This is a genomic window from Planosporangium spinosum, assembly GCF_049999945.1.
GTDB lineage: Bacteria > Actinomycetota > Actinomycetes > Mycobacteriales > Micromonosporaceae > Planosporangium > Planosporangium spinosum.
The window spans coordinates 163,446-185,928 of the sequence record NZ_JBLYUB010000011.1 but is presented as its reverse complement, the minus strand read 5'-3'; the positions used below and the strand labels follow the sequence as shown (position 1 = coordinate 185,928).

Annotated in this window: 24 protein-coding genes and 1 riboswitch; of the genes, 19 read left to right on the top strand and 5 right to left on the bottom strand. The window is 71.2% G+C overall.

Annotated elements, in window-relative coordinates; translation table 11 throughout:
* The first annotated feature begins 300 nt into the window (after positions 1 to 300).
* From mqnE to ACNTMW_RS17110, 3 genes are all read left to right on the top strand, one after another.
* A complete protein-coding gene (mqnE, locus tag ACNTMW_RS17120; RefSeq protein WP_426634617.1) occupies positions 301 to 1,470 on the top strand; it encodes an aminofutalosine synthase MqnE in 1,170 nt (389 codons plus the stop codon).
* A 94-nt stretch (positions 1,471 to 1,564) separates the two neighbouring features.
* Positions 1,565 to 1,990 carry a hypothetical protein gene (locus ACNTMW_RS17115; protein WP_426634615.1) on the top strand — a complete coding sequence of 142 codons (426 nt, stop codon included), beginning with the start codon at positions 1,565 to 1,567 and terminating at the stop codon, positions 1,988 to 1,990.
* Positions 1,991 to 1,995: 5 nt separating this feature from the next.
* Positions 1,996 to 2,277 (top strand): DUF4229 domain-containing protein, encoded by a 282-nt coding sequence (locus tag ACNTMW_RS17110; protein ID WP_426634614.1) that lies wholly within the window; start codon positions 1,996 to 1,998, stop codon positions 2,275 to 2,277.
* A gap of 21 nt (positions 2,278 to 2,298) precedes the next feature.
* Here the strand turns inward: ACNTMW_RS17110 and ACNTMW_RS17105 are convergent, their stop codons facing one another.
* A complete protein-coding gene (locus ACNTMW_RS17105; protein WP_426634613.1) occupies positions 2,299 to 2,682 on the bottom strand; it encodes a YbaB/EbfC family nucleoid-associated protein in 384 nt (127 codons plus the stop codon).
* Positions 2,683 to 2,718: 36 nt separating this feature from the next.
* Between ACNTMW_RS17105 and ACNTMW_RS17100 the strand changes: the two genes are divergently transcribed.
* The 7 genes from ACNTMW_RS17100 (at position 2,719) to ACNTMW_RS17070 (ending at position 8,602) form a co-directional block, all read left to right on the top strand.
* Positions 2,719 to 3,282 carry a hypothetical protein gene (locus ACNTMW_RS17100; RefSeq protein ID WP_426634612.1) on the top strand — a complete coding sequence of 188 codons (564 nt, stop codon included), beginning with the start codon at positions 2,719 to 2,721 and terminating at the stop codon, positions 3,280 to 3,282.
* The gene (locus tag ACNTMW_RS17095; protein ID WP_426634611.1) at positions 3,279 to 3,593 is read left to right on the top strand and encodes a hypothetical protein; all 315 of its coding nucleotides are present in this window, start codon (positions 3,279 to 3,281) and stop codon (positions 3,591 to 3,593) included. Before ACNTMW_RS17100 ends, ACNTMW_RS17095 begins: the two co-directional genes overlap by 4 nt.
* A gap of 52 nt (positions 3,594 to 3,645) precedes the next feature.
* Entirely contained in the window at positions 3,646 to 4,437 is a 792-nt protein-coding gene (locus ACNTMW_RS17090; protein WP_426634610.1) for a WXG100 family type VII secretion target, read from the top strand.
* Positions 4,438 to 4,478: 41 nt separating this feature from the next.
* A riboswitch (cobalamin riboswitch) is annotated at positions 4,479 to 4,552 on the top strand.
* Positions 4,553 to 4,662: 110 nt separating this feature from the next.
* Positions 4,663 to 5,532, top strand: coding sequence for an ABC transporter substrate-binding protein (locus ACNTMW_RS17085; protein WP_426634609.1), 870 nt, complete (start codon positions 4,663 to 4,665; stop codon positions 5,530 to 5,532).
* A complete protein-coding gene (locus tag ACNTMW_RS17080; RefSeq protein WP_426634652.1) occupies positions 5,463 to 6,539 on the top strand; it encodes a FecCD family ABC transporter permease in 1,077 nt (358 codons plus the stop codon). Before ACNTMW_RS17085 ends, ACNTMW_RS17080 begins: the two co-directional genes overlap by 70 nt.
* Positions 6,536 to 7,318 (top strand): ABC transporter ATP-binding protein, encoded by a 783-nt coding sequence (locus ACNTMW_RS17075; RefSeq protein ID WP_426634608.1) that lies wholly within the window; start codon positions 6,536 to 6,538, stop codon positions 7,316 to 7,318. The genes ACNTMW_RS17080 and ACNTMW_RS17075 overlap by 4 nt, the downstream gene beginning before the upstream one ends.
* Positions 7,319 to 7,609: 291 nt before the next feature.
* Positions 7,610 to 8,602, top strand: coding sequence for a fibronectin type III domain-containing protein (locus ACNTMW_RS17070; RefSeq protein WP_426634607.1), 993 nt, complete (start codon positions 7,610 to 7,612; stop codon positions 8,600 to 8,602).
* Positions 8,603 to 8,668: 66 nt separating this feature from the next.
* Here the strand turns inward: ACNTMW_RS17070 and ACNTMW_RS17065 are convergent, their stop codons facing one another.
* Complete coding sequence (locus ACNTMW_RS17065; protein WP_426634606.1) at positions 8,669 to 9,400, bottom strand: VOC family protein; 732 nt, start codon at positions 9,398 to 9,400, stop codon at positions 8,669 to 8,671.
* Positions 9,401 to 9,491: 91 nt separating this feature from the next.
* On the bottom strand, positions 9,492 to 11,546 hold the full coding sequence (locus ACNTMW_RS17060) for a HelD family protein (protein WP_426634605.1): 2,055 nt from the start codon (positions 11,544 to 11,546) through the stop codon (positions 9,492 to 9,494).
* A gap of 258 nt (positions 11,547 to 11,804) precedes the next feature.
* Here ACNTMW_RS17060 and ACNTMW_RS17055 point away from each other — a divergent pair, with 258 nt between their 5' ends.
* The 3 genes from ACNTMW_RS17055 to ACNTMW_RS17045 are packed head-to-tail and all read left to right on the top strand — an operon-like array spanning position 11,805 to position 14,631.
* Entirely contained in the window at positions 11,805 to 12,401 is a 597-nt protein-coding gene (locus ACNTMW_RS17055) for a helix-turn-helix domain-containing protein (RefSeq protein ID WP_426634604.1), read from the top strand.
* Between the two features lie 9 nt (positions 12,402 to 12,410).
* On the top strand, positions 12,411 to 13,757 hold the full coding sequence (locus ACNTMW_RS17050; protein WP_426634603.1) for an MFS transporter: 1,347 nt from the start codon (positions 12,411 to 12,413) through the stop codon (positions 13,755 to 13,757).
* Between the two features lie 25 nt (positions 13,758 to 13,782).
* Positions 13,783 to 14,631, top strand: coding sequence for a menaquinone biosynthetic enzyme MqnA/MqnD family protein (locus ACNTMW_RS17045; RefSeq protein WP_426634602.1), 849 nt, complete (start codon positions 13,783 to 13,785; stop codon positions 14,629 to 14,631).
* Positions 14,632 to 14,682: 51 nt separating this feature from the next.
* Here the strand turns inward: ACNTMW_RS17045 and ACNTMW_RS17040 are convergent, their stop codons facing one another.
* Positions 14,683 to 15,612, bottom strand: a complete 930-nt coding sequence (locus tag ACNTMW_RS17040; protein ID WP_426634601.1) for a hypothetical protein — start codon at positions 15,610 to 15,612, stop codon at positions 14,683 to 14,685.
* Positions 15,613 to 15,934: 322 nt separating this feature from the next.
* Here ACNTMW_RS17040 and paaA point away from each other — a divergent pair, with 322 nt between their 5' ends.
* From paaA to paaE, 5 genes are read left to right on the top strand one after another with little or no spacing between them, the layout of a single operon-like run.
* Positions 15,935 to 17,029 carry a 1,2-phenylacetyl-CoA epoxidase subunit PaaA gene (paaA, locus tag ACNTMW_RS17035; RefSeq protein ID WP_426634600.1) on the top strand — a complete coding sequence of 365 codons (1,095 nt, stop codon included), beginning with the start codon at positions 15,935 to 15,937 and terminating at the stop codon, positions 17,027 to 17,029.
* Positions 17,026 to 17,304: a 1,2-phenylacetyl-CoA epoxidase subunit PaaB gene (paaB, locus tag ACNTMW_RS17030; RefSeq protein WP_426634599.1), complete on the top strand. Its 279-nt coding sequence runs from the start codon at positions 17,026 to 17,028 to the stop codon at positions 17,302 to 17,304. Before paaA ends, paaB begins: the two co-directional genes overlap by 4 nt.
* Positions 17,301 to 18,008 (top strand): 1,2-phenylacetyl-CoA epoxidase subunit PaaC, encoded by a 708-nt coding sequence (paaC, locus tag ACNTMW_RS17025; protein WP_426634598.1) that lies wholly within the window; start codon positions 17,301 to 17,303, stop codon positions 18,006 to 18,008. Before paaB ends, paaC begins: the two co-directional genes overlap by 4 nt.
* On the top strand, positions 18,002 to 18,478 hold the full coding sequence (gene paaD, locus ACNTMW_RS17020) for a 1,2-phenylacetyl-CoA epoxidase subunit PaaD (protein ID WP_426634651.1): 477 nt from the start codon (positions 18,002 to 18,004) through the stop codon (positions 18,476 to 18,478). Before paaC ends, paaD begins: the two co-directional genes overlap by 7 nt.
* 3 nt (positions 18,479 to 18,481) lie before the next feature.
* The gene (paaE, locus tag ACNTMW_RS17015; RefSeq protein WP_426634597.1) at positions 18,482 to 19,612 is read left to right on the top strand and encodes a 1,2-phenylacetyl-CoA epoxidase subunit PaaE; all 1,131 of its coding nucleotides are present in this window, start codon (positions 18,482 to 18,484) and stop codon (positions 19,610 to 19,612) included.
* Positions 19,613 to 19,716: 104 nt separating this feature from the next.
* Here the strand turns inward: paaE and ACNTMW_RS17010 are convergent, their stop codons facing one another.
* Positions 19,717 to 20,676: an aldo/keto reductase gene (locus ACNTMW_RS17010; RefSeq protein ID WP_426634596.1), complete on the bottom strand. Its 960-nt coding sequence runs from the start codon at positions 20,674 to 20,676 to the stop codon at positions 19,717 to 19,719.
* 144 nt (positions 20,677 to 20,820) lie between these two features.
* Between ACNTMW_RS17010 and mqnC the strand changes: the two genes are divergently transcribed.
* Positions 20,821 to 22,011: a cyclic dehypoxanthinyl futalosine synthase gene (gene mqnC, locus ACNTMW_RS17005; protein ID WP_426634595.1), complete on the top strand. Its 1,191-nt coding sequence runs from the start codon at positions 20,821 to 20,823 to the stop codon at positions 22,009 to 22,011.
* Positions 22,012 to 22,483 lie beyond the last annotated feature (472 nt).

Here is a 22,483-nt window from a genome sequence, read left to right as displayed (position 1 = left end):
GAGGTACCGGATCCGCGTATGCCGGGCGCGCGACGAACATGCACAGGGCGGTGCATACCGCCGCCGACCAGACGAAAGGGCGGAGCGCTCCGCGCGGTGCCCGTTGGTGTGTCATGCTGCCTCCCCTCCCAGGTGTTTACCTGACTCAGGTCGCATTGGGAACCCGAGAGCGGGAACGGATCGAGACTTGCCGGTGAATGCCCGGAGGTCGGCCCGAAGTGACCGCACACACCTCCCCTTCGGGCAGACCTGTCGGGCGACGTACGCTGACCTTGAGATCCGTACTCGCAGGAGGTTGTGGTGGACGCTGGGCGCAAGCGCGAACTTGAGGCCAAGGTGTACGCCGGCGAGCGGCTGACCCGCGAGGACGGCATCGCCCTGTACGAGAGCGACGACCTGGTGTGGCTGGGGCGGCTGGCCCACCACGTCCGCACCGAGAAGAACGGCGACCGGGTGATGTTCAACGTCAACCGGCATCTCAACCTCACCAACGTGTGCTCGGCGTCCTGCGCGTACTGCTCCTTCCAGCGCAAGCCGGGGGAGAAGGACGCGTACACGATGCGCGTCGAGGAGGCCGTCCGGCTGGCGAAGCAGATGGAGGGCGAGCAGCTCACCGAGCTGCACATCGTCAACGGTCTGCACCCGACGCTGCCGTGGAAGTACTACCCGCGGGTGCTGCGCGAACTGAAGGCTGCGCTGCCGGGCGTGAACCTCAAGGCGTTCACCGCGACCGAGATCCACTGGTTCGAGAAGATCTCCGGCCTGCCGGCCGGCCAGATCCTCGACGAGCTGATCGACGCCGGCCTGGAGTCGCTGACCGGCGGTGGTGCCGAGATCTTCGACTGGGAGGTCCGCCAGCACATCGTCGACCACGCCACCCACTGGGAGGACTGGTCGCGTATCCACCGGCTGGCGCACTCCAAGGGCCTCAAGACCCCGAGCACGATGCTGTACGGCCACATCGAGGAGCCCCGCCACCGCGTGGACCACGTACTGCGCCTGCGTGAGCTGCAGGACGAGACCGGTGGCTTCCAGGTCTTCATCCCGCTGCGCTACCAGCACGACTTCGTCGACTCGGCCGACGGGAAGGTCCGCAACCGGATCCAGGCGCAGACCACGATGGCGTCACCGGCGGAGTCGCTGAAGACGTTCGCCGTCTCCCGGCTGCTGTTCGACAACGTGCCGCACGTCAAGTGCTTCTGGGTGATGCACGGCCTGTCGGTGGCGCAGCTGTCGCTCAACTTCGGCGTGGACGACCTGGACGGCTCGGTCGTCGAGTACAAGATCACTCACGACGCCGACAGCTACGGCACGCCGAACACCATGCACCGCGAGGATCTGCTCACCCTCATCCAGGACGCCGGGTTCCGGCCGGTCGAGCGCAACACCCGCTACGAGATCGTGCGCGAGTACGACGCGCCCACCCCGCTGGCCGAGCGGCGCGCCGTCCCGCAGCAGGTCTGGGCCTGACGGGTCACCGCCGGCCCCGGCCGCAGGGGGCGCGTACCGGGGCCAGGGGCGCGGGCGAAGGCGCGCCGGCACGGTCGCGTACCCTCATGTGGGCATGAGTGAGACGACGTTCCCGCACCGCGACGCCGACGGTCGGGTGGTACGCCTGGCCGAGTTGATCGCCTCGGTGGTGGCTGGCCTCGTTCTGGGGATCGTGGTGCTGGTCGTGGTCGACGGGGTGTCCAGCCTGCTCGGTCTCGGCCGCTTCGGGCAGCTCTCGGGCTGGTTCGCCGGCATCCTGCCGGTGTGGCTGTTCACCGAGGAGTTCCGGGCCTGGCGTGAGGTCCGGGGCCGGATCGGGATGGCGCTCGTCTCGGCCTTTCTCGCCGTGGTCGTCGGGATCGGTGTGGCGGCGGTCGCCGGTGCGGCACTGCCCCCGCTGGGTTCGGGGGCCGTCGGCGTGGCGGTCAGCGCTCTCCTCTACGGAGTGCTCTGGTACGTCGGGATCAGGTGGCTAGCAGACAGGGGTGTCCCGCGGTGAATCCGATGCTGAAGTATTCGCTCGCCCGCGTCGGGTTGTTCGTCGTGGTCGCGGCGATCCTGGTCGCGATTCCGGTCCAGGTCAACATTCTGCTCAAGCTGATGGTCGCCGTCATCGTCTCGGCGTTGCTCGCGCTGTTCCTGCTGCGTGGCATGCGCGACCAGGTGGCCGAGCACATGGCCGGTACGGCGCGGCGCCGCGCCGACGAGAAGGCGCGGCTGCGCGCGGCCCTGGCCGGCGACGACGACGCCGGGGCCAAGGACCGGGACACGGACACGGAGGCGTAGCGGGTCGCCGGTACGGCCTGACTACAGACCGTACCGGCGGTCCAGTTCATCCATCGTGGACTCCAGGGCCGTGAGTCGGCGCTGGCCCTCCTCGATCACGGCGGCGTTCGCCTCGCTCGGCCGCATTCCCAGCACCGGCGCCATGATCTCGTCCGCCATGGCGCCGTAGGAGCGCTGTGCCGCCGTGATCGCTTCGGTCACCTCGGCCGCGAGGTCCGTGGGGGACAGCGTCATCGCCGCGGGCTCGATGTGCAGGTTCAGTACCGCGCCACCGGGGCCGGTGCGGGCCCGTACCCGGCCGGACCGGGACTCTCCCTCCGCGCTGGCCTCGGCGAGGTCAGCCTGCATGCGTTCGATGCGCTCCACCTGACGGTAGGCGTAGTCGGCGAGCTCTGAGAGATCCATAGCCGCAGACTAGTGCCGCCTGGCATGCTCGTCGCCATGGCACGCGATCTGACCAGCTTTCACGAGCCGATGCTGCGCCCGTTGCTGGCACCGGAGGAGAAGCTGCTGCTGTCGGCGCCTCTGATCCAGGATCCCGGCACCGTCGAGGACGTCTCGGTCCGCGACGAGCTGCTCAACCTGCTCGACCCGACGGTCCTGATCGGACTGGGCTCGCACCCCGGGGAGCTGGGCCAGCGGCTGTTCTTCGGCCGCGCCGCCCGCGGCGTGCCGGGCAGCCTCGGGCGCCGGGTGCACGAGGCCGCCGGTGCGCTCGGCCCCCTGCTGGTGCTGACCGACGCGCGGCTGCTGATCGCCAGCCGCCGGGACGTGCCCCGGAAGTCGGGCTGGTTCAACCGGATCTTCGGTCCGAGTGACCAGGTGGCGGAGATCGTGCTCGCCGTGCCCCGCGGGGAGGTGCTCGGCGCCGCGGCCGCGCCGGCGGGGGTGTTCCGCCGGGGGCGGTTCATCGTAGGCTTCCGGGACGACTCACTCTGTGCGCTCGTCTCCGGGCTTCCGAGCCAGGGCAGGCGGGCGGTGGAAATCATGGGGGCCGAGGCATGAGTGACGAGGTGTCGGTCCAGCTCGACGCGCTCACGGAGTACGCCAGGGTCGCCGACCAGATCGCGTCCGCGATGGAGGGTGCGCGGGCGGCCCTCGTCGACGCCGGGGTCACCGTGGACAGTTTCGGCATGCTGCCGGAGTCGCGGGAGGTGCACACGGCGTACGACGAGCGCTGCCGCGACGGCCTCGACCTGCTCAGCGGCGGAGGCGAGGTGTTCAGCGCCCTCGGTGACGTCTTCCGTGACATCCGCGTCCGGTACGAGACGTCCGACGCGCACGCCGTCAACCGCGCCGAGGGGGCCGCACGGTGAGCGCGAGGAGTGAGCGTAGCGAGCCCCGCAGTCGCGAACGGGTGATGGCACAGTGACCCGGGCACCGTCCGGCGCCGAGCGGATCGAGCAGTGGCTCGGCCCCGCCGGCGAGGCGTACCACATCATCAAGCCGATCGTGGAGTTCCTGGCGCACCCGCTCGACGAGGTCACCGGCGACCCGGAACAGCTGCGCACCAAGGCCGAGGCGTGGCGGACGGCCGCGACCAAGCTCGGCGACATGGCGACCAGCGAGGAGCTGGCCCGCGCGAAGGTGCTCGCCGCCTGGGAGGGACCGGCCGCGAGCGCGTTCGCGGCGGAGATGACCGAGATCACCGCGTCCCTGCGGGAGGCGGCCGACCACTTCCGGGGTACGGCCGAGCTGCTCGACGTGGCGGCCGAGGGCGCCCAGGAGGCGCAGGATCTGGTCGAACAGATCGTCCGCGAGCTGATCGCATGGCTGATCATCACGATCATCGTGGCGCTGGCGTCGTCATGGATCACCGCTGGCGCGTCGGTGGTCGCCGGGGCCGGCGCGGGTGCCGCCGAGGCGGCGGTGGCGGCCGGCCGGGCCGCGCGGGTGGCCGCCCAGTTGGCCAAGCTGCTGCGTCAGGCGCAGGCGTTCCTGAAGCGGATGAGCGAGTTCGCGAAGACGTACAAGCTCACCAAGATCCACAAGGTCGGGGTCAACAAGTGGGCGACCGCGCGGTACGCGTCGGCCGACGGGTACAAGCTGATCGCCACGAACACCGTGATCAAGAAGACCATGGTGGAGCCGACGCTGGGTGGGCCTATTAGGCATGTCACCGGCGCCGACAAGGGCATTGAATGGCCTCAGGTGCTGTGACTTCGCTACTGTCCTGCTCAAGAGACCGCTGACGCAGCGAAGCCGGTGTGATTCCGGTGCTGTCCCGCAACTGTTATGCCCCGCCGGCCACCGAGGCCGGTGGGGACGAGCCAGGTCGCCTGCGCAGCCGGTCGCGAACCGCGCCCCCGAGGAGGGGTGCCTCGCGGGCGTGACACCTCGGTGCCCGCCCGGGGTGGCGCCTGTCCTCGCCGTACAGGAGGACAGATGCACCGCCGTTCAACCCTGGTGGCGACCCTGGTCACCGCCGTAACGCTCGCCCTGGCCGCATGCGGCTCACCGGCCGAATCCCCGGAGCCGGCGGAGTCCGCGCGCCCGACCCGGATCGTCTCGCTGGCGCCGACGGCGACCGAGATGCTGTACGCGATCGGCGCCGGTAAGCAGGTTACGGCGGTGGACGACCAGTCCAACCACCCGGCCGACGCGCCGAAGACCGACCTGTCCGGCTTCAAGCCGAACGCGGAGGCGATCGCCGCCCGCAACCCCGACCTCGTGGTGCTCTCCAACGACACCAACACGATCGTCGACCAGCTTAAGGCGCTCAAGATTCCGGTGTACCTGGCGCCGGCGGCCAAGACGCTCGACGACACGTACCGCGAGCTGACCGACCTCGGCCGGCTGACCGGTCACGACAAGGAGGCCGCGGCCGTCGTGTCCGGCATGAAGAGCGACATCGACACCCTCGCGAAGGGCCTGCCGAAGCGCGCCAAGCCGCTCACGTACTACTGGGAGCTGGACCCCACGTTCTACTCGGCCACCTCCCGTACCTTCGTCGGCTCGATTCTGTCGCTGGCCGGGCTGACCAGCATCGCCGACAGCGCGACCGACGACTACCCGCAGCTGTCGGCCGAGGCCGTGGTCAAGGCCAACCCGGACCTGATCTTCCTGGCCGACACGAAGTGCTGCCAGCAGAGCGCCGCCACGGTCGCGGCCCGCCCCGGCTGGACCGAGGTCGCCGCCGTGAAGAACGGCCGGGTGTACGGCCTCGACGACGACATCGCCTCGCGCTGGGGCCCGCGCACCGTCGACCTGCTGCGCGCCGTGGCCGACGCGGTGGCCAAGGTCCCCGCGGCGTGACCGGACGAGTCCGGTGGGTGCTGGCCGGCGTCGGGGCGGTCGGAGCCGCGACGCTGGCCGGCCTCGCGCTGGGCCCGCTGCGGCTGTCACCGGTCGACGTCGGGCTGGAACTGCTGCACCTGCACAGTGGACTGACCCCGCGCGAGGCGGCGGTCGTGACCGAACTGCGGCTGCCAAGGGTGGTGCTGGCGCTGCTCGTCGGCGCCACCCTCGCCCTGGCCGGGGGCTGCTACCAGGGCGTGTTCCGCAATCCGCTGGCCGACCCGTACCTGCTTGGTGTCGCCGCCGGCGCCGGGCTGGGCGCGACGGCGGTGATCGGGTTCACGCACCGCTCCGGCGCCGCCGGGGTCTCCCTCGCCGTCCCGCCGGCGGCCTTCGCCGGCGCGCTCGCGGCGGTGGCGCTGACCTACCTGCTCGGCGCCGCGGGCAACCGCTACCGCACGCCGGCGACCCTGATCCTGGCCGGCGTGGCGGTCAGCGCCTTCCTCACCGCCGGCCAGACGTACCTGCAGCAGCGCAACGCGGACGCGATCCGGGAGGTGTACTCCTGGATCCTGGGGCGGCTGGCCACCGCCGGCTGGCACGACGTGCTGATGATGCTGCCGTACGTGGCGGTGTCCGCGGCGGTGATCATCGCGCACGGCAGGTCGCTCGATGTGCTGGCCCTCGGCGACGAGGAGGCCGCGAGCCTGGGTGCCCACCCGAAGCGGACCCGGTACCTGCTGATCGTCGCCGCGTCGCTGGGCACCGCGGCGGCCGTGGCGGTGTCGGGCCTGATCGCGTTCGTGGGCATCATCGTCCCGCACACCGTACGGCTGCTGGTCGGCTCCAGCTACCGCGCGATCCTGCCGCTGTCGGCGCTGTTCGGCGGCGCGTTCCTGGCGTTCGCCGACCTCGCCGCACGGCTCGTGCTGGCCCCGGCGGAGGTCCCGATCGGGGTGGTGACCGCGTTCTTCGGCGCGCCGTTCTTCATCGTGGTGATGCGCACCGTGCGGCGGTCGGTATGACGGCCGGCAGCCCCGCGGTGGAAGCCCGGTCGGTCGCCGTCGCGCTGGACGGCCGTACCGTCCTGCACGGGGTGGACCTCGACGTCGGCGCCGGTGAATGGGTCACGATCATCGGCCCGAACGGCGCCGGCAAGTCGACCCTGCTGCGCGCCATCGGCAACCTGCTGCCGTGCACCGGGTCGGTGTCGCTGTTCGGTACGCCCGTCGCCGGCCTGCACCGCCGGGAGCGGGCCCGGCTCGTCGCCGTGGTGCCGCAGCAGCCGACCGTTCCGCCGGGCATGGCGGTGCGCGACTACGTCCTGCTCGGGCGCACCCCGTACATCCCGACCCTGGGCCGGGAGTCGGCAGCCGACCTGGCGGTGGTCCACGGGGTACTGGAACGGCTCGACCTGGCCGGGTTCGCCACCCGCCCCCTGGAGCGGCTGTCGGGTGGCGAGCGCCAGCGGGTGTTTCTGGCCCGGGCGCTCGCCCAGGGCGCCCCGCTGCTGCTGCTCGACGAGCCGACGGCGGCCCTCGACATCGGCCACCAGCAGGAGGTCCTGGAGTTGGTCGACGAGCTGCGGCACGACCGGGGCCTGACGGTGCTGGCGACGATGCACGACCTGTCGGTGGCCGGCGAGTACGCCGACCGCCTGGTCCTGCTGGCCGGCGGCCGGGTCGCGGCCGCGGGGAAGCCGGCCGAGGTGCTGACCGAAGAGCTCCTGTCGAGCCACTACGGCGCCCGGGTGCGGGTGCTGCCCGGCGAGCACGGCCCGCTGGTGGTCCCGGTCCGGCGGTAGAGCGCCAGGTCGCAAACTGCTCCCGAACCCGACGGCGCGTTCCCGATCCACTATGTCCAAATTGGCATACATTGCGGCTCTCGCACGGTTGCACCAGCCGCAGCGCTGGCGATACAGGGGGAGTCAGGCCGAATGCTCACAATGGGGTTTCGCGCGCGCGGTTCGGGCCGTCGCTACGTCAAGGTGGGAGTCGCGACGTCACTAGCCGCGGTCGCGTCCCTGGGGTTCGCGGCGCCCGCCTTCGCTGTTCCCGTCGCTCCTTCAGGCAAGGCCGGTGACCTGAAGCTGTCCATGGACTCACCGACGACAGGACGGAAGGTCAATGTCGCCTGGAACAGTTGGGATGTGGACTGGGGGACGGCCGACCCGAAGCAGTGGACGGTCGAGATTACGCCGCCCGCTGGCGGGACGCTGGTTGCCAACCAGTGTGCGAATGTCACCGAGTCGGACTCCGGCAACGACTCCTGTACCTTCACCGGCAGTGTTGACGGCACCTACTCCGTGAAGGTCACAGCCGCTGGCAGCACGGATTCGGCGACCGCCACCATCGCGGTCAAGCAGATCGCCCTGCCAGGCAAGCCGCGCGACGTCAAGGTCCTGCCGGGGCCGAACGAACTGGTCGTCTCCTGGAATCCGCCGGCCGATCTGGGCGGCGGTGTGGGGGGCTATCACGTCGAGGCGCTCGTGGAGAACGCCCAGGCCTCGGGTCCCAACTGTGAGACCACGACCGAGCTGACCTGCACCGTCAAGGGACTGACCGCCGGCACCTCGTACCAGATCCTCGTCTTCGCGATCAGCAAGCAGGACCCCGACTACATCTCTGAGCCGGCCAAGTCTGATTTCATCAAGGTGCCGGGCACGGTCGCCGGTACGCCGACCCCACCGGCGTCCGTACCCCCGTCGGCCGGCAAGCTGACCGCGCCGAGCACGTCGCTGACGCCCAACCAGGCGGTCACGCTGTCGGGCAGCGGGTACGCGGCCTACACGCCCATCCAGATCGTGGTCTACTCGGCTCCGCAGATACTCAAGACCGTCACGACCGACGGCAGCGGTGCCTTCTCCACCAGCGTCACGTTGCCGGCCGGTCTCACCGGCTCGCACACCCTGGTGGCCGGCGGTGTCGGCCCGGACGGTGCGTACCGGTACCTGACCCTTCCGATCACCGCCGGTACGGCGGGCCTGCCGGTCACCGGTCAGTCGACGCCGAAGCTGGTGGTGACGGCTCTGGTCGTCCTCGCCCTCGGTGTCGTCCTCGTCCGCGTCACCCGCAGGCGCTCGATCTAGCCACGCGACCAACGCAAACAGCCGCCCGGTAGCCCTGGGCGGCTGTTTGCGTCTGCGCAACCGGCTTCAGAGCGCGGCGGCCAGTTCGGGGTCGAGTTCGAGCACCCGGAAGCCCGCCCCCTGCGGATCGATCAGCTGCGCGTACATCCCGACGCCGATGTCGGTCGGGGTGAGCTGCACCTTCCCGCCCAGGTCAAGGGCGCGGGCGGCGGTCCGGGCGCAGTCTTCGACCAGCATCGTCACGGTCCAGTGGGCCGGGACGGAGTCGGCGAACCATGACTCGATGTCGATCACGCCGGCGACCGTCCGGTCCTCGCGGATCCACTCGGTGTACGGCGTACCGTCGGCGGCCTCCGAGACGCGATGCGACCAGCCGAACACGTTGTCGTAGAAGGTGATCGCGTCCGCCGGGGCGCGGGTGGCCAGCTCCGACCAGCACACGGTGCCGAACTCGTTGGCTACCTGCGAGCCGGCGAAGCGCAGCCGCTGCCACAGGCCGATCGCCGCCCCGGTCGGGTCGGCCACCACGGCGACCCGGGCGGCGTCGCCCAGCGCGGCCGGTCCGCCCACCACCGTGCCGCCGTGCTCGCGGGCCAGCGCGATCGTCGCGTCGACGTCGGCGGTCGCCACGTACGGCGTCCAGGTCGCCGGTGCCGCGGGGTCTCCGCTGCGCAGGCCGGCCACGGCCCGGTCGTCGAGGAAGAAGTTCAGGTACCCGTCGACCGAGGCGTCCGCCCAGGTCCAGCCGAACAGGCCGGCGTAGAAGTCACGGCTGGCGACCGGGTCCGGCGTGGACACATCGGCCCAACACGGCGTACCGGCTGGATATCCCCTAACCCGCATGGATGACAATGATGCGGTATCCGCGCAAGGTGGCGTCGACCGGGGTCTATGACACTTTCCGGCCGTCGGGCGTGGTCACCGCCGCCGGCAGGGGCGCGTGGTGCAGTACGTCCAACCTGGACACGGCGCGTGTCAGGACCACGTACAGCCGGTGCAGGCCGCGCGGTTCGGCGGCCACGATGGCGGCCGGCTCGACGACGATCACGTGGTCGTACTCCAGGCCCTTGGCCAGGGTGGCCGGCATTACCGTGACCCGCTCGTCGTCGTCGGGGCCGCCCACCGTCACCCCGGCCGCCGTCAACGCCGTGACCAGGCCGGGTACGGCGGCGTCCGCCGCGATGACGCCGACCGAGCCGTCGAACCCGCCCGCGGTGCGTACCGCCTCGACCGTCGCCGCCGCCAGGTCGGGCACCTGCTGGATCCGCAGCGTGCCGTCGCGCCGCAGCGACACCGCCCCGGGTACGTCCACGTCCAACGCCGGCAGCAGCCGGTTGGCCAGGTCGACCACCACCTGCGGTACCCGGAACCCGGTACGCAGCCCGACCACCCGGGCGTCGGGCTTGCCGAGGTGGGCGAGGGTCTCGCGCCAGGCCCGGGCCGCCCACGGCGCGGTGCCCTGGGCGAGGTCACCGAGCAGGGTGATCGACCCGTGCTCGCTGCGCCGGGCGATCACCCGGCACTGCATCGGCGAGAGGTCCTGGGCCTCGTCGATGACGACGTGCCCGAAGCTCGGTACCCGCTCGATCAGGCCGGCGGCCTCGTCGATGAGTACCGTGTCGGCGGCCGTCCACCGGGCCGACTTCGGCGTCTTCGGCGGCGTGGCCCAGCGGACCGCGTCCCGTTCGGCCTCGGTCAGCAGCTCGTCGTCCGGGTCGGACAGGACGTCGACGACGAGCTGCTCCGGGGTGACCGCCGGCCAGACCGCGTCGAGGAACGCGGTCACCGGCTTCGCCCTGCCCATCCGGCGCTGCCATGCCTCGCCGGGGGACTCACCGCTGGTGTACTCGGCCTGCCGCACCAGCAGGGCGACGACGCGGGCCCGGACGCGTTCGCGGCCGACACCGTACGCCGGTGCCTCCCGCCGTACGTCGTCGACGATCCGGCGCAGCGCGTCGACCGAGATCCGCCAGCGGTACGAGCCGTCCGGCACCATGATCGGTTCGGTGGGCCGGGCGATCCGGGCGTGCAGGGCGTTCGCGAGGACCCGGGCCATCCGGGCGTCCTGCTTGACGGCGGCGGCAGCGGGGGAGTCCACGGCGCGGACCGGTACCCGGGCGACGAGGTCGTCGATGGTCGTCTGGGTGACGTCCAGCTCGCCGAGGGCCGGCAGGACCGCCGCGATGTAGTGCAGGAACGCCCGGTTGGGCCCGACGATGAGTACGCCGGCCCGCTTGAGCCGCTCGCGGTGCAGGTAGAGCAGGTACGCGGCGCGGTGCAGGCCGACGGCGGTCTTCCCGGTGCCGGGCGCGCCCTGTACACAGATCGACTCGGCCAGGTCGGCGCGGACCAGCTCGTCCTGTTCGGGCTGGATGGTGGCGACGATGTCGCGCATCGGGCCGACGCGGGGCCGCTCGATCTCGGCGGTGAGGATCCGGCTGGCCGTGCCCAGCTCCTCGCCCCGGTCGAGGTGTTCGTCTTCGAAGCTGGTCAGGACGCCTTCCGGGGCGCCGTCGTCGCCGGTCCGGACGGCCCAGCCGAAGCGGCGCCGGACGGCCACCCCCTGCGGGTCGCCGGCGCTGGCCCGGTAGAACGACCGCGAGACCGGGGCCCGCCAGTCGAGTACCAGCGGTTCGCCGGCGTCGTCGGTGACGTGCCGGCGCCCGACGTAGTAGCGCTGGTTGGCGTGTTCGGCGTCGGATCCACCGAAGTCCAGGCGGCCGAAGAAGAGTGGGGCGCTCGGGTTGTCGGCCAGTTCGGCCACCCGCCGGGACAGGGTACGGCCGAGGGATTCGGCGCTGAACGGGTCGCCGCTGACCTGGTCGCCGGTGGCGAAGAGGTGTTCGGCGCGTTCCCGCATGCGTGTCAGCGCGGCCCGGGAGATGTCGAGGTGGGCCCGTTCGCGGGCCAGTTCGGTTTCGAGGTCAACAGCGTGCAGGGTCAACGGGGCCACCTTCGCCGAAGTCGATGGTTGCCGCCTGCGTATCCGACGTGCCGATGGTCGCCGGCGCGATGACGTCCGCTGCGGTGCTTTCACCGCGGCCGTCGAGCGGTGCGCGCGCCGGGGAGGGCACGCGGAGAGAAGAGTGTACGCGGCCACGGGAACTCAGTCAGGTCATTTACGCCGGCACGGCATTGGCGCCGGACAGGTGCCGCCGGGGGGACGTGTACGGCGGTCGGGGCGAGCAGGCACGCTAATGAGGTGACCGAGGAACAACCTCCCCTTCAGATCCGCGACCCACAGATCATGCGGGCGCTGGCCCACCCGGCCCGACTGGCGATCCTCGACGCGCTGGCGACCGGTCAGACCGGGACCGCGACCCAGTTTGCGCAGGTTGTCGGCTTGTCGCCGAGTGCGACCAGCTATCACCTGCGGGCGCTGGCCAAGTACGGCCTGGTCGAGGAGGCGCCCAGTCGAGGTGACGGCCGGGAGCGGGTGTGGCAGCGCGCCGGTGGTGGGTTCCGGGTGGAGGTCGCCCCCACCGACCCGCCAGAGGTGTGGGACGCGGAGCGGACCCTGGTTGATGCCATGCTCGCGCGGGACGAGTCGCAGGTCCGGCGGTGGGCGCAGGCCGCACCCTCCGACGATCCGGACTGGTACGCCGCCTCCCGCTTCAACCGGAGCCATGTCCTCGTCACCGCCGAGGAGTTGCAGCAGATCAACGAGGCGGTGGAGAAGGTGCTCGAGCCGTACTCGTTCATGCGGCGGCTCAATCCGCCGGAGGGCGCCCGGCCGGTCGCTGTCAATTACCGGGCTTTTCCCATCGACCGCCTTGCGTCGGAGGATGTGAAGCCGTAACTTCGAAACATGTCTTTCACGTCTGCGCCCGCCGTTTCCGAGTCGCGCTGGCGCGACGTGTACATCGCCGCGATCGCGCGCGGTGCCTCGATCGGCGGCGACATGCTCGCCGCCACCGCCCTGATGCTCGCCATGCAGGGACACGGTGAGGGTGGCATCGCGGTCGCCGCGGTACTGGTCGCGGCCAGCGCTCCGCTCGTGCTGCTCGCACCACTGAGTGGCCGCCTGGTCGACCGCGCCGACAGCCGGCTGCTGCTGACCGCCGTCAGCCTTGCGCAGGCTGCCTGCTGCGTCGCCATGGCCTACAGCCGGTCCACGCCGGTGCTCGTCGCGCTGGTCGCGGCCGTGGCGGCGGGCGCCTCGGTCACCCAGCCGACGTTCGCGGCGCTGGTGCCGGAGATGGTGCGCCGCGACGATCTGCCACGGGCCATGGCCATGCTGCAAACCGCGTCCTCGGTCGGCATGCTCGCCGGCCCGCCGGCGGCAGGTCTGCTGCTCGGCGCGTACGGGCTGCGCGGACCGCTGCTCGCCGATGCCGCGACCTTCCTCGGCATCACCGTCGCCGGGCTGCTCATCGCGACCCGCCGGCACCTGGCGGCTACCAGTTCGGCGCCGGACACGGCCCCCGCGGGGGACACCGCCGACACACCGACCTGGAGCCTGTGGCGCGACCGGTTGCTGATGCCGATGGTGGCGATGACGGGCCTGGTCATCGGGGTCGTCAGCATCGCCAACGTGGTGGAGGTCTTCTTCGTGCGGGAGACCCTGCGCGCCCCGGTCACCGTGTACGGCGTCATCGGCGCGGTGTGGACCGGCACCATGATCCTCGGGTCCTGGCTGATCGCCCGGTGGCGCACCGACGACAGTGGGTACGCGCTGCTCACGGCGGGCGCGCTCGCCTGCACCTCGGCGATCATCGCCGCCTGCGGACTGGTGCCGAACATCGGCTGGCTGGTGGCCCTGTACGCGCTGGGCGGCGTCGGCAACGGCGTACTGAACAGCCTCGGAGGGCTGCTGCTGTCCCGGCGCGCGCCCGGCGCCGCCCGCGGTCGGGCGTTCGGTTACTTCGGCGCGGTGTGCAACGGGGTCAACATCGTCGGTTTCGTGGCCGGCGGTGTCCTCGTCGACCGGTTCGCGCCCGCGACCCTGCTGGAGGTGAGCGGTGCCCTGGGCGTGGTGGCGGTGGTGGCGTGCCTGCCGCCGATGCTGCGCGCGGCCCGCCGGGAGCGGATCCGTGCCCTGGCCGCCTCCGGCGCCTCCGGCACGTCAGCCACCTCCGACACGTCCGACACCTCTGACTCCACCGTCGCGGCCGTCGGTGACCCCTCCAGGTCGGCGGCCGTGACGGTGGCCTGATCCGTCCCGGCTACCGTGGGGAGTCGTGAACGTCGCGCAACGGCCCAGAGTCGGGCACATCCAGTTCCTCAACTGCCTCCCCCTGTACTGGGGGCTCATGCGATCGGGCGCCCTGCTCGACGTGGACCTGCACAAGGACACCCCGGACCGGCTCAACGCCGCGCTGGTCGCCGGTGACCTGGACATCGGCCCGATCTCACTGGTCGAGTACCTGCGCAACGCCGACCAGCTGCTCGTCCTGCCGGACATCGCGGTCGGCAGCGACGGGCCGGTGCTGTCGGTCAACCTGGTGTCCACGGTCCCGCCCGCGGAGCTGGACGGCCGCCGGGTCGCGCTCGGCTCGACGTCGCGTACCGGCGTGCTGCTGGCCCAGATGCTGCTCGCCGGCCGGTACGGCGCCAACCCCGAGTACTTCCGGTGCCCGCCGGACGTCACCGCGATGCTGCTGGAGGCCGACGGGGCGGCGGTGATCGGCGACGTGGCACTGCGCGCGCTCTACGAGGCGCCCCGCCAGGGGCTCACCGTCACCGACCTGGGGCAGGCCTGGCGGGAGTGGACCGGCCTGCCGATGGTCTTCGCGGTGTGGGCCGCCCGGCGCGACTTCGCCGAGGCCAACCCGGGCCGGGTCAAGGAGGTGCACGAGGCGTTCCTGCGCTCCCGCGACCTGTCCCTGCGCGAGCTGGACGAGGTAGCCACGGCGGCGGCGCGCTGGGAGCCGTTCGACGCCGCGACGCTCGCCACGTACTTCCGGGCTCTGGACTTCTCGCTCGGTGCCCGGCAGGTCGAGGGGGTACGCGAGTTCGCGCGGCGCGCGGCCGAGCTGGGGGCGGTACCCCCGCTGCCGGCTGACGGCCCGCTGTTCTTCGAGGGGTGACGTCCGCCCGCCGGGCCCGGACGCCTCAGACCGGTCGCCGGGCCCGGTTGCTCAGGACTTGCCGGTGCTCATCAACTGCTTGGTGACCTGCTGGCAGATGGAGACGCCGTACTCCTTGCCCAGGCTCATGTCGTAGCGGGTGAGCACTGCCAGCACCCAGTCGGAGTGGATGGCGAGGCAGTTGAGGTGCCACTTGCCGTCCTCGTACAGCTTGGTCCAGCCGTTCTTGATGGCGACCTCGCCGGCCACGTCCTTGGGTAGCGCGTCGATGATCCCCCAGCGTCCGCCGTTGGGCTCCTCGGCGACGGTGCCGCGCACCTGTCGCATCTCGCTGAGCACCCAGCTGGTCCACTTGGGCCCGGCAGCCTTCCCGCTGGCCACGCACTCACCGAGCCGTACCGCGTCCCGGGCGCTGACCTCGGTCTTGCTCCACCAGCCGTTGATCATCGTCGTCTCGGTCAGACCGCAGACGCTGATCATCCGAGTGATCGTCGTGTTCCGGCCGTTGACCTGGTAGATGTCCTGGGCGGCCTTGTCGTCGCTGTCGCGGATCATGCGGCTCAGCTCGGCCAGGCGCTGGGCGGTCGGCTGCTTGTTGCCGAGCAGGCGCAGGTAGTCCGAGGTGAGCCAGGCTTTGATCATCGACTCGGTGCTGTTGCGGCCGGAGATGTAGTTGGGCGAGCCCGCGATCTTGCCGGTCTGCCGGTCGAGCAGGGCCCACGAGTAGAAGTTGCCCTTCGTGTCCACGGTCACCGTGGTCGCGGTGAGCACGGTCCGCGGCGGCGGGGCGGGCTGGGCGGCGATGCGCAGGTTGCCGTGGCCCGCCAGGCGGCCGTCGGGGAGGATCGCCGCGGCGCCGGCCGCGTCGTCGCTCAGGTTCAGGGCGTCGAGCACCTCGGCGCGCAGACTCGGCACGGCTAGCAGCACGGCCACCACGGTGACGGCCGCGGTGAGGACCGCGACCGGTCTGATCACTCGCACGACAAACTCCTGGGGCGGTGGGCGGTGGTGCTGCGACGGGCTCCTGATCTACCAGACGCGGACATGCCTGTCGCAGAGTAACCGAAAAGGTGGGACATCTGATCGGTAAGGGTCAACGTTCGCTCCCTTATGTCGGTCTTTTCGATGGTCGTGGCTCCGTCCGGGCGAATATCTGGCATGCGGCTGGCGTCATCGGCGAGGACCCGGCGCCACCGGTGAGCACGCAGCGTGTCGCCGGCAAGGACTTAACGCGGTGGGCCGCCCGGTAGGTTGCGTGTTACAGCTCGTTGCGTCATGAGATGTGGGCTGTAACACTGAGGGGGTGTACGGCAACGACTTCGCGGTACCCGACGAGCCGGACGCCGCCGCCCGCGCGACCGGTCGCAGCCTGCTCGACCAGGTCGAGGACGCCGAACGCGAGCTGCGGTCGGCCGCCGAGCGCCGGGTTACCGGCGACAACCGGCTGCAGAGCTACTTCGACGCGGTCATCGAGGCCGACCAGAAGATCGAGCCCCGGGACTGGATGCCGGACAAGTACCGGCAGGGCCTGATCCGCCAGATCGCCCAGCACGCCCACTCCGAGATCATCGGCATGCAGCCGGAGGGCAACTGGATCTCCCGGGCGCCGTCGCTGAAGCGCAAGGCGATCCTGCTGGCCAAGGTGCAGGACGAGGCCGGACACGGGCTCTACCTGTACGCCGCGGCGGAGACGCTCGGCGTGTCCCGGGAGGAACTGGTCGACCTGCTGCTGTCCGGGCGGCAGAAGTACTCGTCGATCTTCAACTACCCGACGTTGACCTGGGCCGACGTCGGCGTGATTGGCTGGCTGGTGGACGGTGCCGCGATCGTCAACCAGGTGCCGCTGTGCCGCTGCTCCTACGGACCGTACGCGCGGGCGATGATCCGCATCTGCAAGGAGGAGTCGTTCCACCAGCGGCAGGGATTCGAGATCCTGCACACCCTGTCCCACGGCACGCCGGAGCAGAAGGCGATGGCCCAGGACGCGGTCAACCGGTGGTGGTACCCGTCGCTGGCGATGTTCGGGCCCCCGGACACCGACTCCACCCACTCCGCGCAGTCCATGCTGTGGAAGATCAAGCGCTTCTCCAACGACGAGCTGCGCCAGCGCTTCGTGGACATGTGTGTGCAGCAGGCGTCCGTGCTCGGGCTCGAACTGCCGGACCCGGACCTGCGCTGGAACGCCGAGCGCGGCCACTACGACTACACCGAGCCGGACTACGCCGAGCTGATGCGGGTGATCTCGGGCGACGGCCCGTGCAACCGGCAGCGCATGGAGCACCGTCGGCGGGCACACGAGGAAGGCGCCTGGGTACGCGAGGCCGCCGCCGCGTACGCGGCGAAGCGGGCCGCCCGCGCGACCGAACACACCGAACGAGTGCCGGAGGTGGCCGCGTGAGTCAGCCCCTGTGGGAGGTGTTCGTACGGCCCCGGCGCGGGCTGGCGCACACGCACGTCGGCAGCCTGCACGCCCCCGACGCCGAGCTGGCGCTGCGCAACGCGCGGGACCTGTACACCCGCCGCCAGGAAGGGGTGTCCATCTGGGTCGTGCCGGCCGCCGCCATCACGGCGAGCAGCCCCGACGAGAAGGACGCCTTCTTCGACCCCGCCGCCGACAAGGTGTACCGGCACCCGACCTTCTACGACGTACCCGACGGCGCGGGGCACATATGACCAGCTTCGAGTACGTGCTCGGGCTCGGCGACGACGCGCTCGTCGCGGCCCAGCGGCTGTCCGGGTGGTGCTCCCGTGCGCCGGAGCTGGAAGAGGACGTGGCGCTGGCCAACATCGCGCTCGACCAGCTCGGCGTCGCCCGGCTACTGCTCACGTACGCCGGGGAGCTGGAGGGGAAGGGGCGCGACGAGGACGACCTCGCGTACCTTCGCGACGACCGCGAGTTCCGCAACTGCCTGCTGGTCGAACTGCCCGAGCCCGACTTCGCGGCCGCGATGGCCAAGCTGCTGTTCCTGTCGGCGTACCAGAAGCTGCGCTACGAGTGGCTGGTCGCGTCGACCGACGAGCGACTGTCGGCCATCGCCGCCAAGGCCCGCAAGGAGTCGGCGTACCACCTCGACCACGCGTCGCTGTGGACGGTGCGGCTCGGCGACGGCACGCAACAGTCGCACCGGCGCATGCAGGACGCCGTCGACCGGCTCTGGCCGTACACGTACGAGCTCTTCGACAGCGAGCCCGAGGGCCTGCGTCCGCAGTGGTTGGAGACGGTGGGCGCGGTCCTGGACGAGGCGACGCTGACCCGGCCCGCCGACGGCGGCTGGGCGCCGGACGGCGGCAGGCAGGGGCTGCACACCGAGCACCTGTCCTACCTGCTCGCGGAGATGCAGGTGGTGCACCGGGCGCATCCGGGAGCCAGCTGGTGAGCACCACGGTGAGCGCGTACGACGTCGCGGCGGCGGTGCTCGATCCGGAGCTCCGCGTGGTGACCATCGGCGACCTCGGCGTCCTGCGGGACGTGACGGTCGACGGCGCGCACGTCACCGTGACCGTCACGCCCACGTACTCCGGCTGCCCGGCGATGGACGTGATCCGGAGCGACATCCGGCGGGCCCTGGCCGGTGCCGGCTATGACGACGTCGAGATCGTCACGAGGCTGCGGCCGGCGTGGAGCACCGACCAGATCAGCCCGGCCGGCCGGGAGAAGCTCGCCGCCGCCGGCATCGCGCCGCCCGGGCCGTCCCGGGGCCCGGTCGCGCTGACGTTCCGGGTGCGGTGTCCACACTGCGGATCACCGGACACCGAGGAGCTGTCCCGGTTCGGCTCCACCGCCTGCAAGGCGCTGTGGCGCTGCCGCGCCTGCACCGAGCCGTTCGACCACGTGAAGGCGTACTGACTCATGAGCACCGTCACCATCTCCCGGCCGCAGCGGCGCCGGCCGGTCTTCCACGAACTGCGCGTCACGGCCGTCGACCGGCTCACCGACGACGCCGTCGCCGTCACGTTCGCCGTACCGCCGCGGCTGCGGGAGGTCTTCGCGTTCTCCGCCGGCCAGCACCTGACCGTCCGGCGGCTCGTCGACGGCGCCGACGTGCGCCGGTCGTACTCGATCTGCTCCACCCCCACCGATCTCGCCGAGCGCGGCAGCCTGCGGATCGGCGTCAAGCAGGTGGCCGGCGGGGCGTTCTCCACGTACGCGCAGACCCTGTGCGAGGGCGACGTGGTCGAGGTACTGCCGCCGCTCGGACACTTCACCACCGCGTTCGACCCGGCCCGCAGCCGGCACTACGCGGCGGTCGTCGCCGGCTCGGGCATCACCCCGGTCCTCTCGCTGCTGGCCACCGCTCTGGCGACCGAACCGGAGAGCCGGTTCACGCTGCTCTACGGCAACCGGTACGCCCGCAGCGTGATGTTCGCCGAGGAGCTGGCCGACCTCAAGGACCGGTACCCGGCCCGGCTGCACGTGGTGCACGTGCTCTCCCGCGAACCGCAGGACGCCGAGCTGCTGTCCGGGCGCCTCGACGCCGACCGGTTGGGTCGCCTGCTCGACGGGCTGCTACCCGCCGGCAGCGTCGACGAGTGGTTCCTGTGCGGCCCGTACGGCATGGTCCTCGACGCCAAGGCGGTACTGGCGGCGGCCGGCGTGCCCGACGACGCGATGCGCGCCGAACTGTTCCACGTCGAGGACGCACCGGTCCCGCAGCGCGAGTCGTCCGCCGACGGGGTCTCCTCCGACGGGGCGGGTGCCGGGGCGGAGGCGGAGGCCACCATCGTCCTCGACGGCCGCGCCTCCACCTTCACGATGCGCCGCGACGAGCGGATCCTCGACGCCGCCCTGCGCGTGCGCGGCGAACTTCCGTACGCCTGCAAGGGCGGCGTCTGCTCGACCTGCCGGGCCAGGGTCGTCGAGGGCGAGGTCAGGATGGCCCGCAACTTCGCCCTCGAACCCGACGAGCTGGCCGCCGGGTACGTGCTGACCTGCCAGGCGAGCCCGTTGACCGACCGGGTGAGCGTCGACTACGACGCCTGACCCGGTCGTCACCGTGTCATGATCGTCACAACTTCCCGGGAACTGTGGTCTCAGCCCGGGCCGGAGGCCACAACTTCCCGGAAGTTGTGACGATCAAGAGGCGATCAGGACGGCTTGGTGATCTCGTCCAGTTCGGCCAGGTCCTCGGCCGTCGGCTGCCACTCGGCCGCCGCCACGTTCGTCCGTACCTGCTCGGGGCTGGTCGCCCCGGCGATGACCGACGCCACCGCCGGCTGGGCGGCGAGGCCGCCGATCGCGACGTCGAGCAGGCTGAGGCCCCGCTTGGTGGCGTACGCCTCCAGCTTCTCGATCGTGTCCCACGGCGCGGCGGCGAGCCGCGCGGCGAACCGGTCGGCCGCCAGCCTGGTGCCCGCCGGCGGGGCCTGGTCGCGCCGGTACTTGCCGGTCAACAGGCCGGACGCGAGCGGGAAGTAGGGCAGCACACCGAGGCCGAAGCGCTCGCACGCCGGTACCAGCTCGCCCTCGGCGTCCCGCCTGAGCAGCGAGTACTCGTTCTGCGCGCTGATGAAGCGGTGGAGGTCTCCGGCGTGTGCCGTCCACTCGGCGTCGGCCACCTGCCAGCCGGCGAAGTTGGAGTTGCCGAGGTAGCGCACCTTGCCGGCCCGCACCAGGTCGTCGAGGGCGCTCAGCGTCTCCTCGATCGGCGTGCCCGGGTCGGGTGTGTGCATCTGGTACAGGTCGATGTAGTCGGTGTTCAGCCGGCGCAGCGACGCCTCGACCGCCCGCATGACGTACCGGCGCGCCCCCCGGGCGTTCCAGTCGGGGCCGTTCGCACCCTGCATGTCCATGCCGAACTTGGTGGCGACGACGACGTCCGCCCGGCGGCTGCCCAGAGCGGCGCCGAGCAGCTCCTCCGAGTGGCCGGGCCGGTCGCCGTAGATGTCCGCGGTGTCGAAGAAGTTCACCCCGGCGTCGAGCGCGGCGTTCACCACCTCCGCCGTGCGCTCCGCGTCGATTCGGGTGCCGAAGTTGTTGCATCCGACGCCCACGACGGACACGACGAGGCCAGAGTCGCCGAGGCGGCGGAACCGCATCTCACTCATGATCCAAACCCTATCTCGCGTGCCGGTCAGGGGTCCCGTGACGGCGACACCCGCTTCGCCGGACCGGGGTGGGGATTGTGGAGAAACTGAGGAGGGCGTCACTCGGTCGCGGCCGGCGCAGGGATATTGCGTACCCTTCGAAGCGTGAGTGGGAACCGGGAGCTCGACGACATCCTCCAGCGTGCGGCCGACGGCGGGCGGATCAGCCCCGAGGAGGCGCTGCTGCTCTACACCGACGCACCGCTGCACCCGCTGGGTGAAGCGGCTGACGCCGTGCGCCGCCGCCGCTACCCGGACGGCATCGTCACGTACATCATCGACCGCAACATCAACTACACCAACGTGTGCGTGACGGCCTGCAAGTTCTGCGCGTTCTACCGGGCGCCCAAGCACGCCGAGGGCTGGGCGCACCCGATGGAGGAGATCCTGCGGCGGTGCGCCGAGGCGGTCGCGCTCGGCGCCACCCAGGTGATGCTCCAGGGTGGCCACCACCCCGACTTCGGGGTCGAGTACTACGAAGAGCTCTTCAGCGCCGTCAAGCGCGACTTCCCCGACCTGGTCATCCACTCGATCGGGCCCAGTGAGGTCCTGCACATGGCCAAGGTGTCGGGCGTGTCCATCTCCGAGGCGCTGCGCCGGATCAAGGCCGCCGGCCTGGACTCGATCGCCGGTGCGGGTGCGGAGATGCTGCCGGCCCGGCCGCGTACCGCGATCGCGCCGCTCAAGGAGTCCGGTGAGCGCTGGCTGGAGGTCATGGAGGCCGCGCACAACCTGGGCATCGAGTCCACCGCGACGATGATGATGGGCACCGGCGAGACCAACGCCGAGCGCATCGAGCACCTGCGGATGATCCGGGACGTACAGGACCGTACCGGTGGCTTCCGGTCCTTCATCCCGTGGACGTACCAGCCCGAGAACAACCACCTCAAGGGCCGCACCCAGGCCACCTCGCTGGAGTACCTGCGACTGGTCGCTGTCGCCCGGCTGTTCTTCGACAACGTCGCGCACCTGCAGTCGTCGTGGCTGACCACCGGCAAGGACGTGGGCCAGGTGTCGCTGCACATGGGCGTCGACGACCTCGGCTCGATCATGCTGGAGGAGAACGTCATCTCCTCGGCCGGAGCCCGGCACCGCTCCAAGCTGACCGAGCTGGTGGAGATGATCCGCACCGCCGGCCGCATCCCCGCCCAGCGCGACACGCTGTACAACCACGTCAAGGTGCACTGGACGCCGGCCGACGACCCCACCGACGAGCGCGTGGTCTCGCACTTCTCGTCGATCGCGATGCCCGGCGGGGGCGCGGGGACGTCGTTGCCGCTGGTGGAGACGCGCTGATCCGATCGGAACCCGGCCTGTCGGGCCGGCAGGCGGTGGGCCGTCACGGTCGCGGGCGTCATCGCGGTGCGCTCCCCGGCGTGGTTCCGTTTTCGTAACGGATCACGCCGGGATTGTGGGGGCTTGCGCTGAACGTGGCCCGTGCCGTTGGTAGATATCCGGTGCTGAGCCCCTTATGGGGGATTTTTGAAGGGGCTCGCGGCTCGGATCGCGCTTCGATATCTTGCCGCCGTCTGCCATTCCCACCGGGATCGTCGCGATCGCCGTCCAGGCCCCGGCCGCCGTGGTGCCGACCGTGCCGAGCTGGGAGTGATGGCCGCGTTCCGGACGGTACGGATGGTTTTGGTCCGCGGCTGGCGGGCATGTGGACGCCCACTGACTAGTGCACCACCACATAGAGCCGGCGGCCGGCGCGTGCGAGCGCCGGCCGCCGGCACGTGGCCGGTGAGCGCCCGGCGCCCCGGCGATCCCC

Excerpts from the sequence above, each read along its gene's own strand:
- ACNTMW_RS17095 (WP_426634611.1), top strand. The coding sequence starts at position 3,279 with ATGAGTGACGAGGTGTCGGTCCAGCTCGACGCGCTCACGGAGTACGCC.
- ACNTMW_RS17110 (WP_426634614.1), top strand. The coding sequence starts at position 1,996 with ATGCTGAAGTATTCGCTCGCCCGCGTCGGGTTGTTCGTCGTGGTCGCG.
- ACNTMW_RS17100 (WP_426634612.1), top strand. The coding sequence starts at position 2,719 with ATGGCACGCGATCTGACCAGCTTTCACGAGCCGATGCTGCGCCCGTTG.
- ACNTMW_RS17070 (WP_426634607.1), top strand. The coding sequence starts at position 7,610 with ATGGACTCACCGACGACAGGACGGAAGGTCAATGTCGCCTGGAACAGT.
- ACNTMW_RS17075 (WP_426634608.1), top strand. The coding sequence starts at position 6,536 with ATGACGGCCGGCAGCCCCGCGGTGGAAGCCCGGTCGGTCGCCGTCGCG.
- paaE (WP_426634597.1), top strand. The coding sequence starts at position 18,482 with ATGAGCACCGTCACCATCTCCCGGCCGCAGCGGCGCCGGCCGGTCTTC.
- paaC (WP_426634598.1), top strand. The coding sequence starts at position 17,301 with ATGACCAGCTTCGAGTACGTGCTCGGGCTCGGCGACGACGCGCTCGTC.
- ACNTMW_RS17105 (WP_426634613.1), bottom strand. The coding sequence starts at position 2,682 with ATGGATCTCTCAGAGCTCGCCGACTACGCCTACCGTCAGGTGGAGCGC.
- ACNTMW_RS17085 (WP_426634609.1), top strand. The coding sequence starts at position 4,663 with ATGCACCGCCGTTCAACCCTGGTGGCGACCCTGGTCACCGCCGTAACG.
- ACNTMW_RS17115 (WP_426634615.1), top strand. The coding sequence starts at position 1,565 with ATGAGTGAGACGACGTTCCCGCACCGCGACGCCGACGGTCGGGTGGTA.
- ACNTMW_RS17050 (WP_426634603.1), top strand. The coding sequence starts at position 12,411 with ATGTCTTTCACGTCTGCGCCCGCCGTTTCCGAGTCGCGCTGGCGCGAC.
- ACNTMW_RS17010 (WP_426634596.1), bottom strand. The coding sequence starts at position 20,676 with ATGAGTGAGATGCGGTTCCGCCGCCTCGGCGACTCTGGCCTCGTCGTG.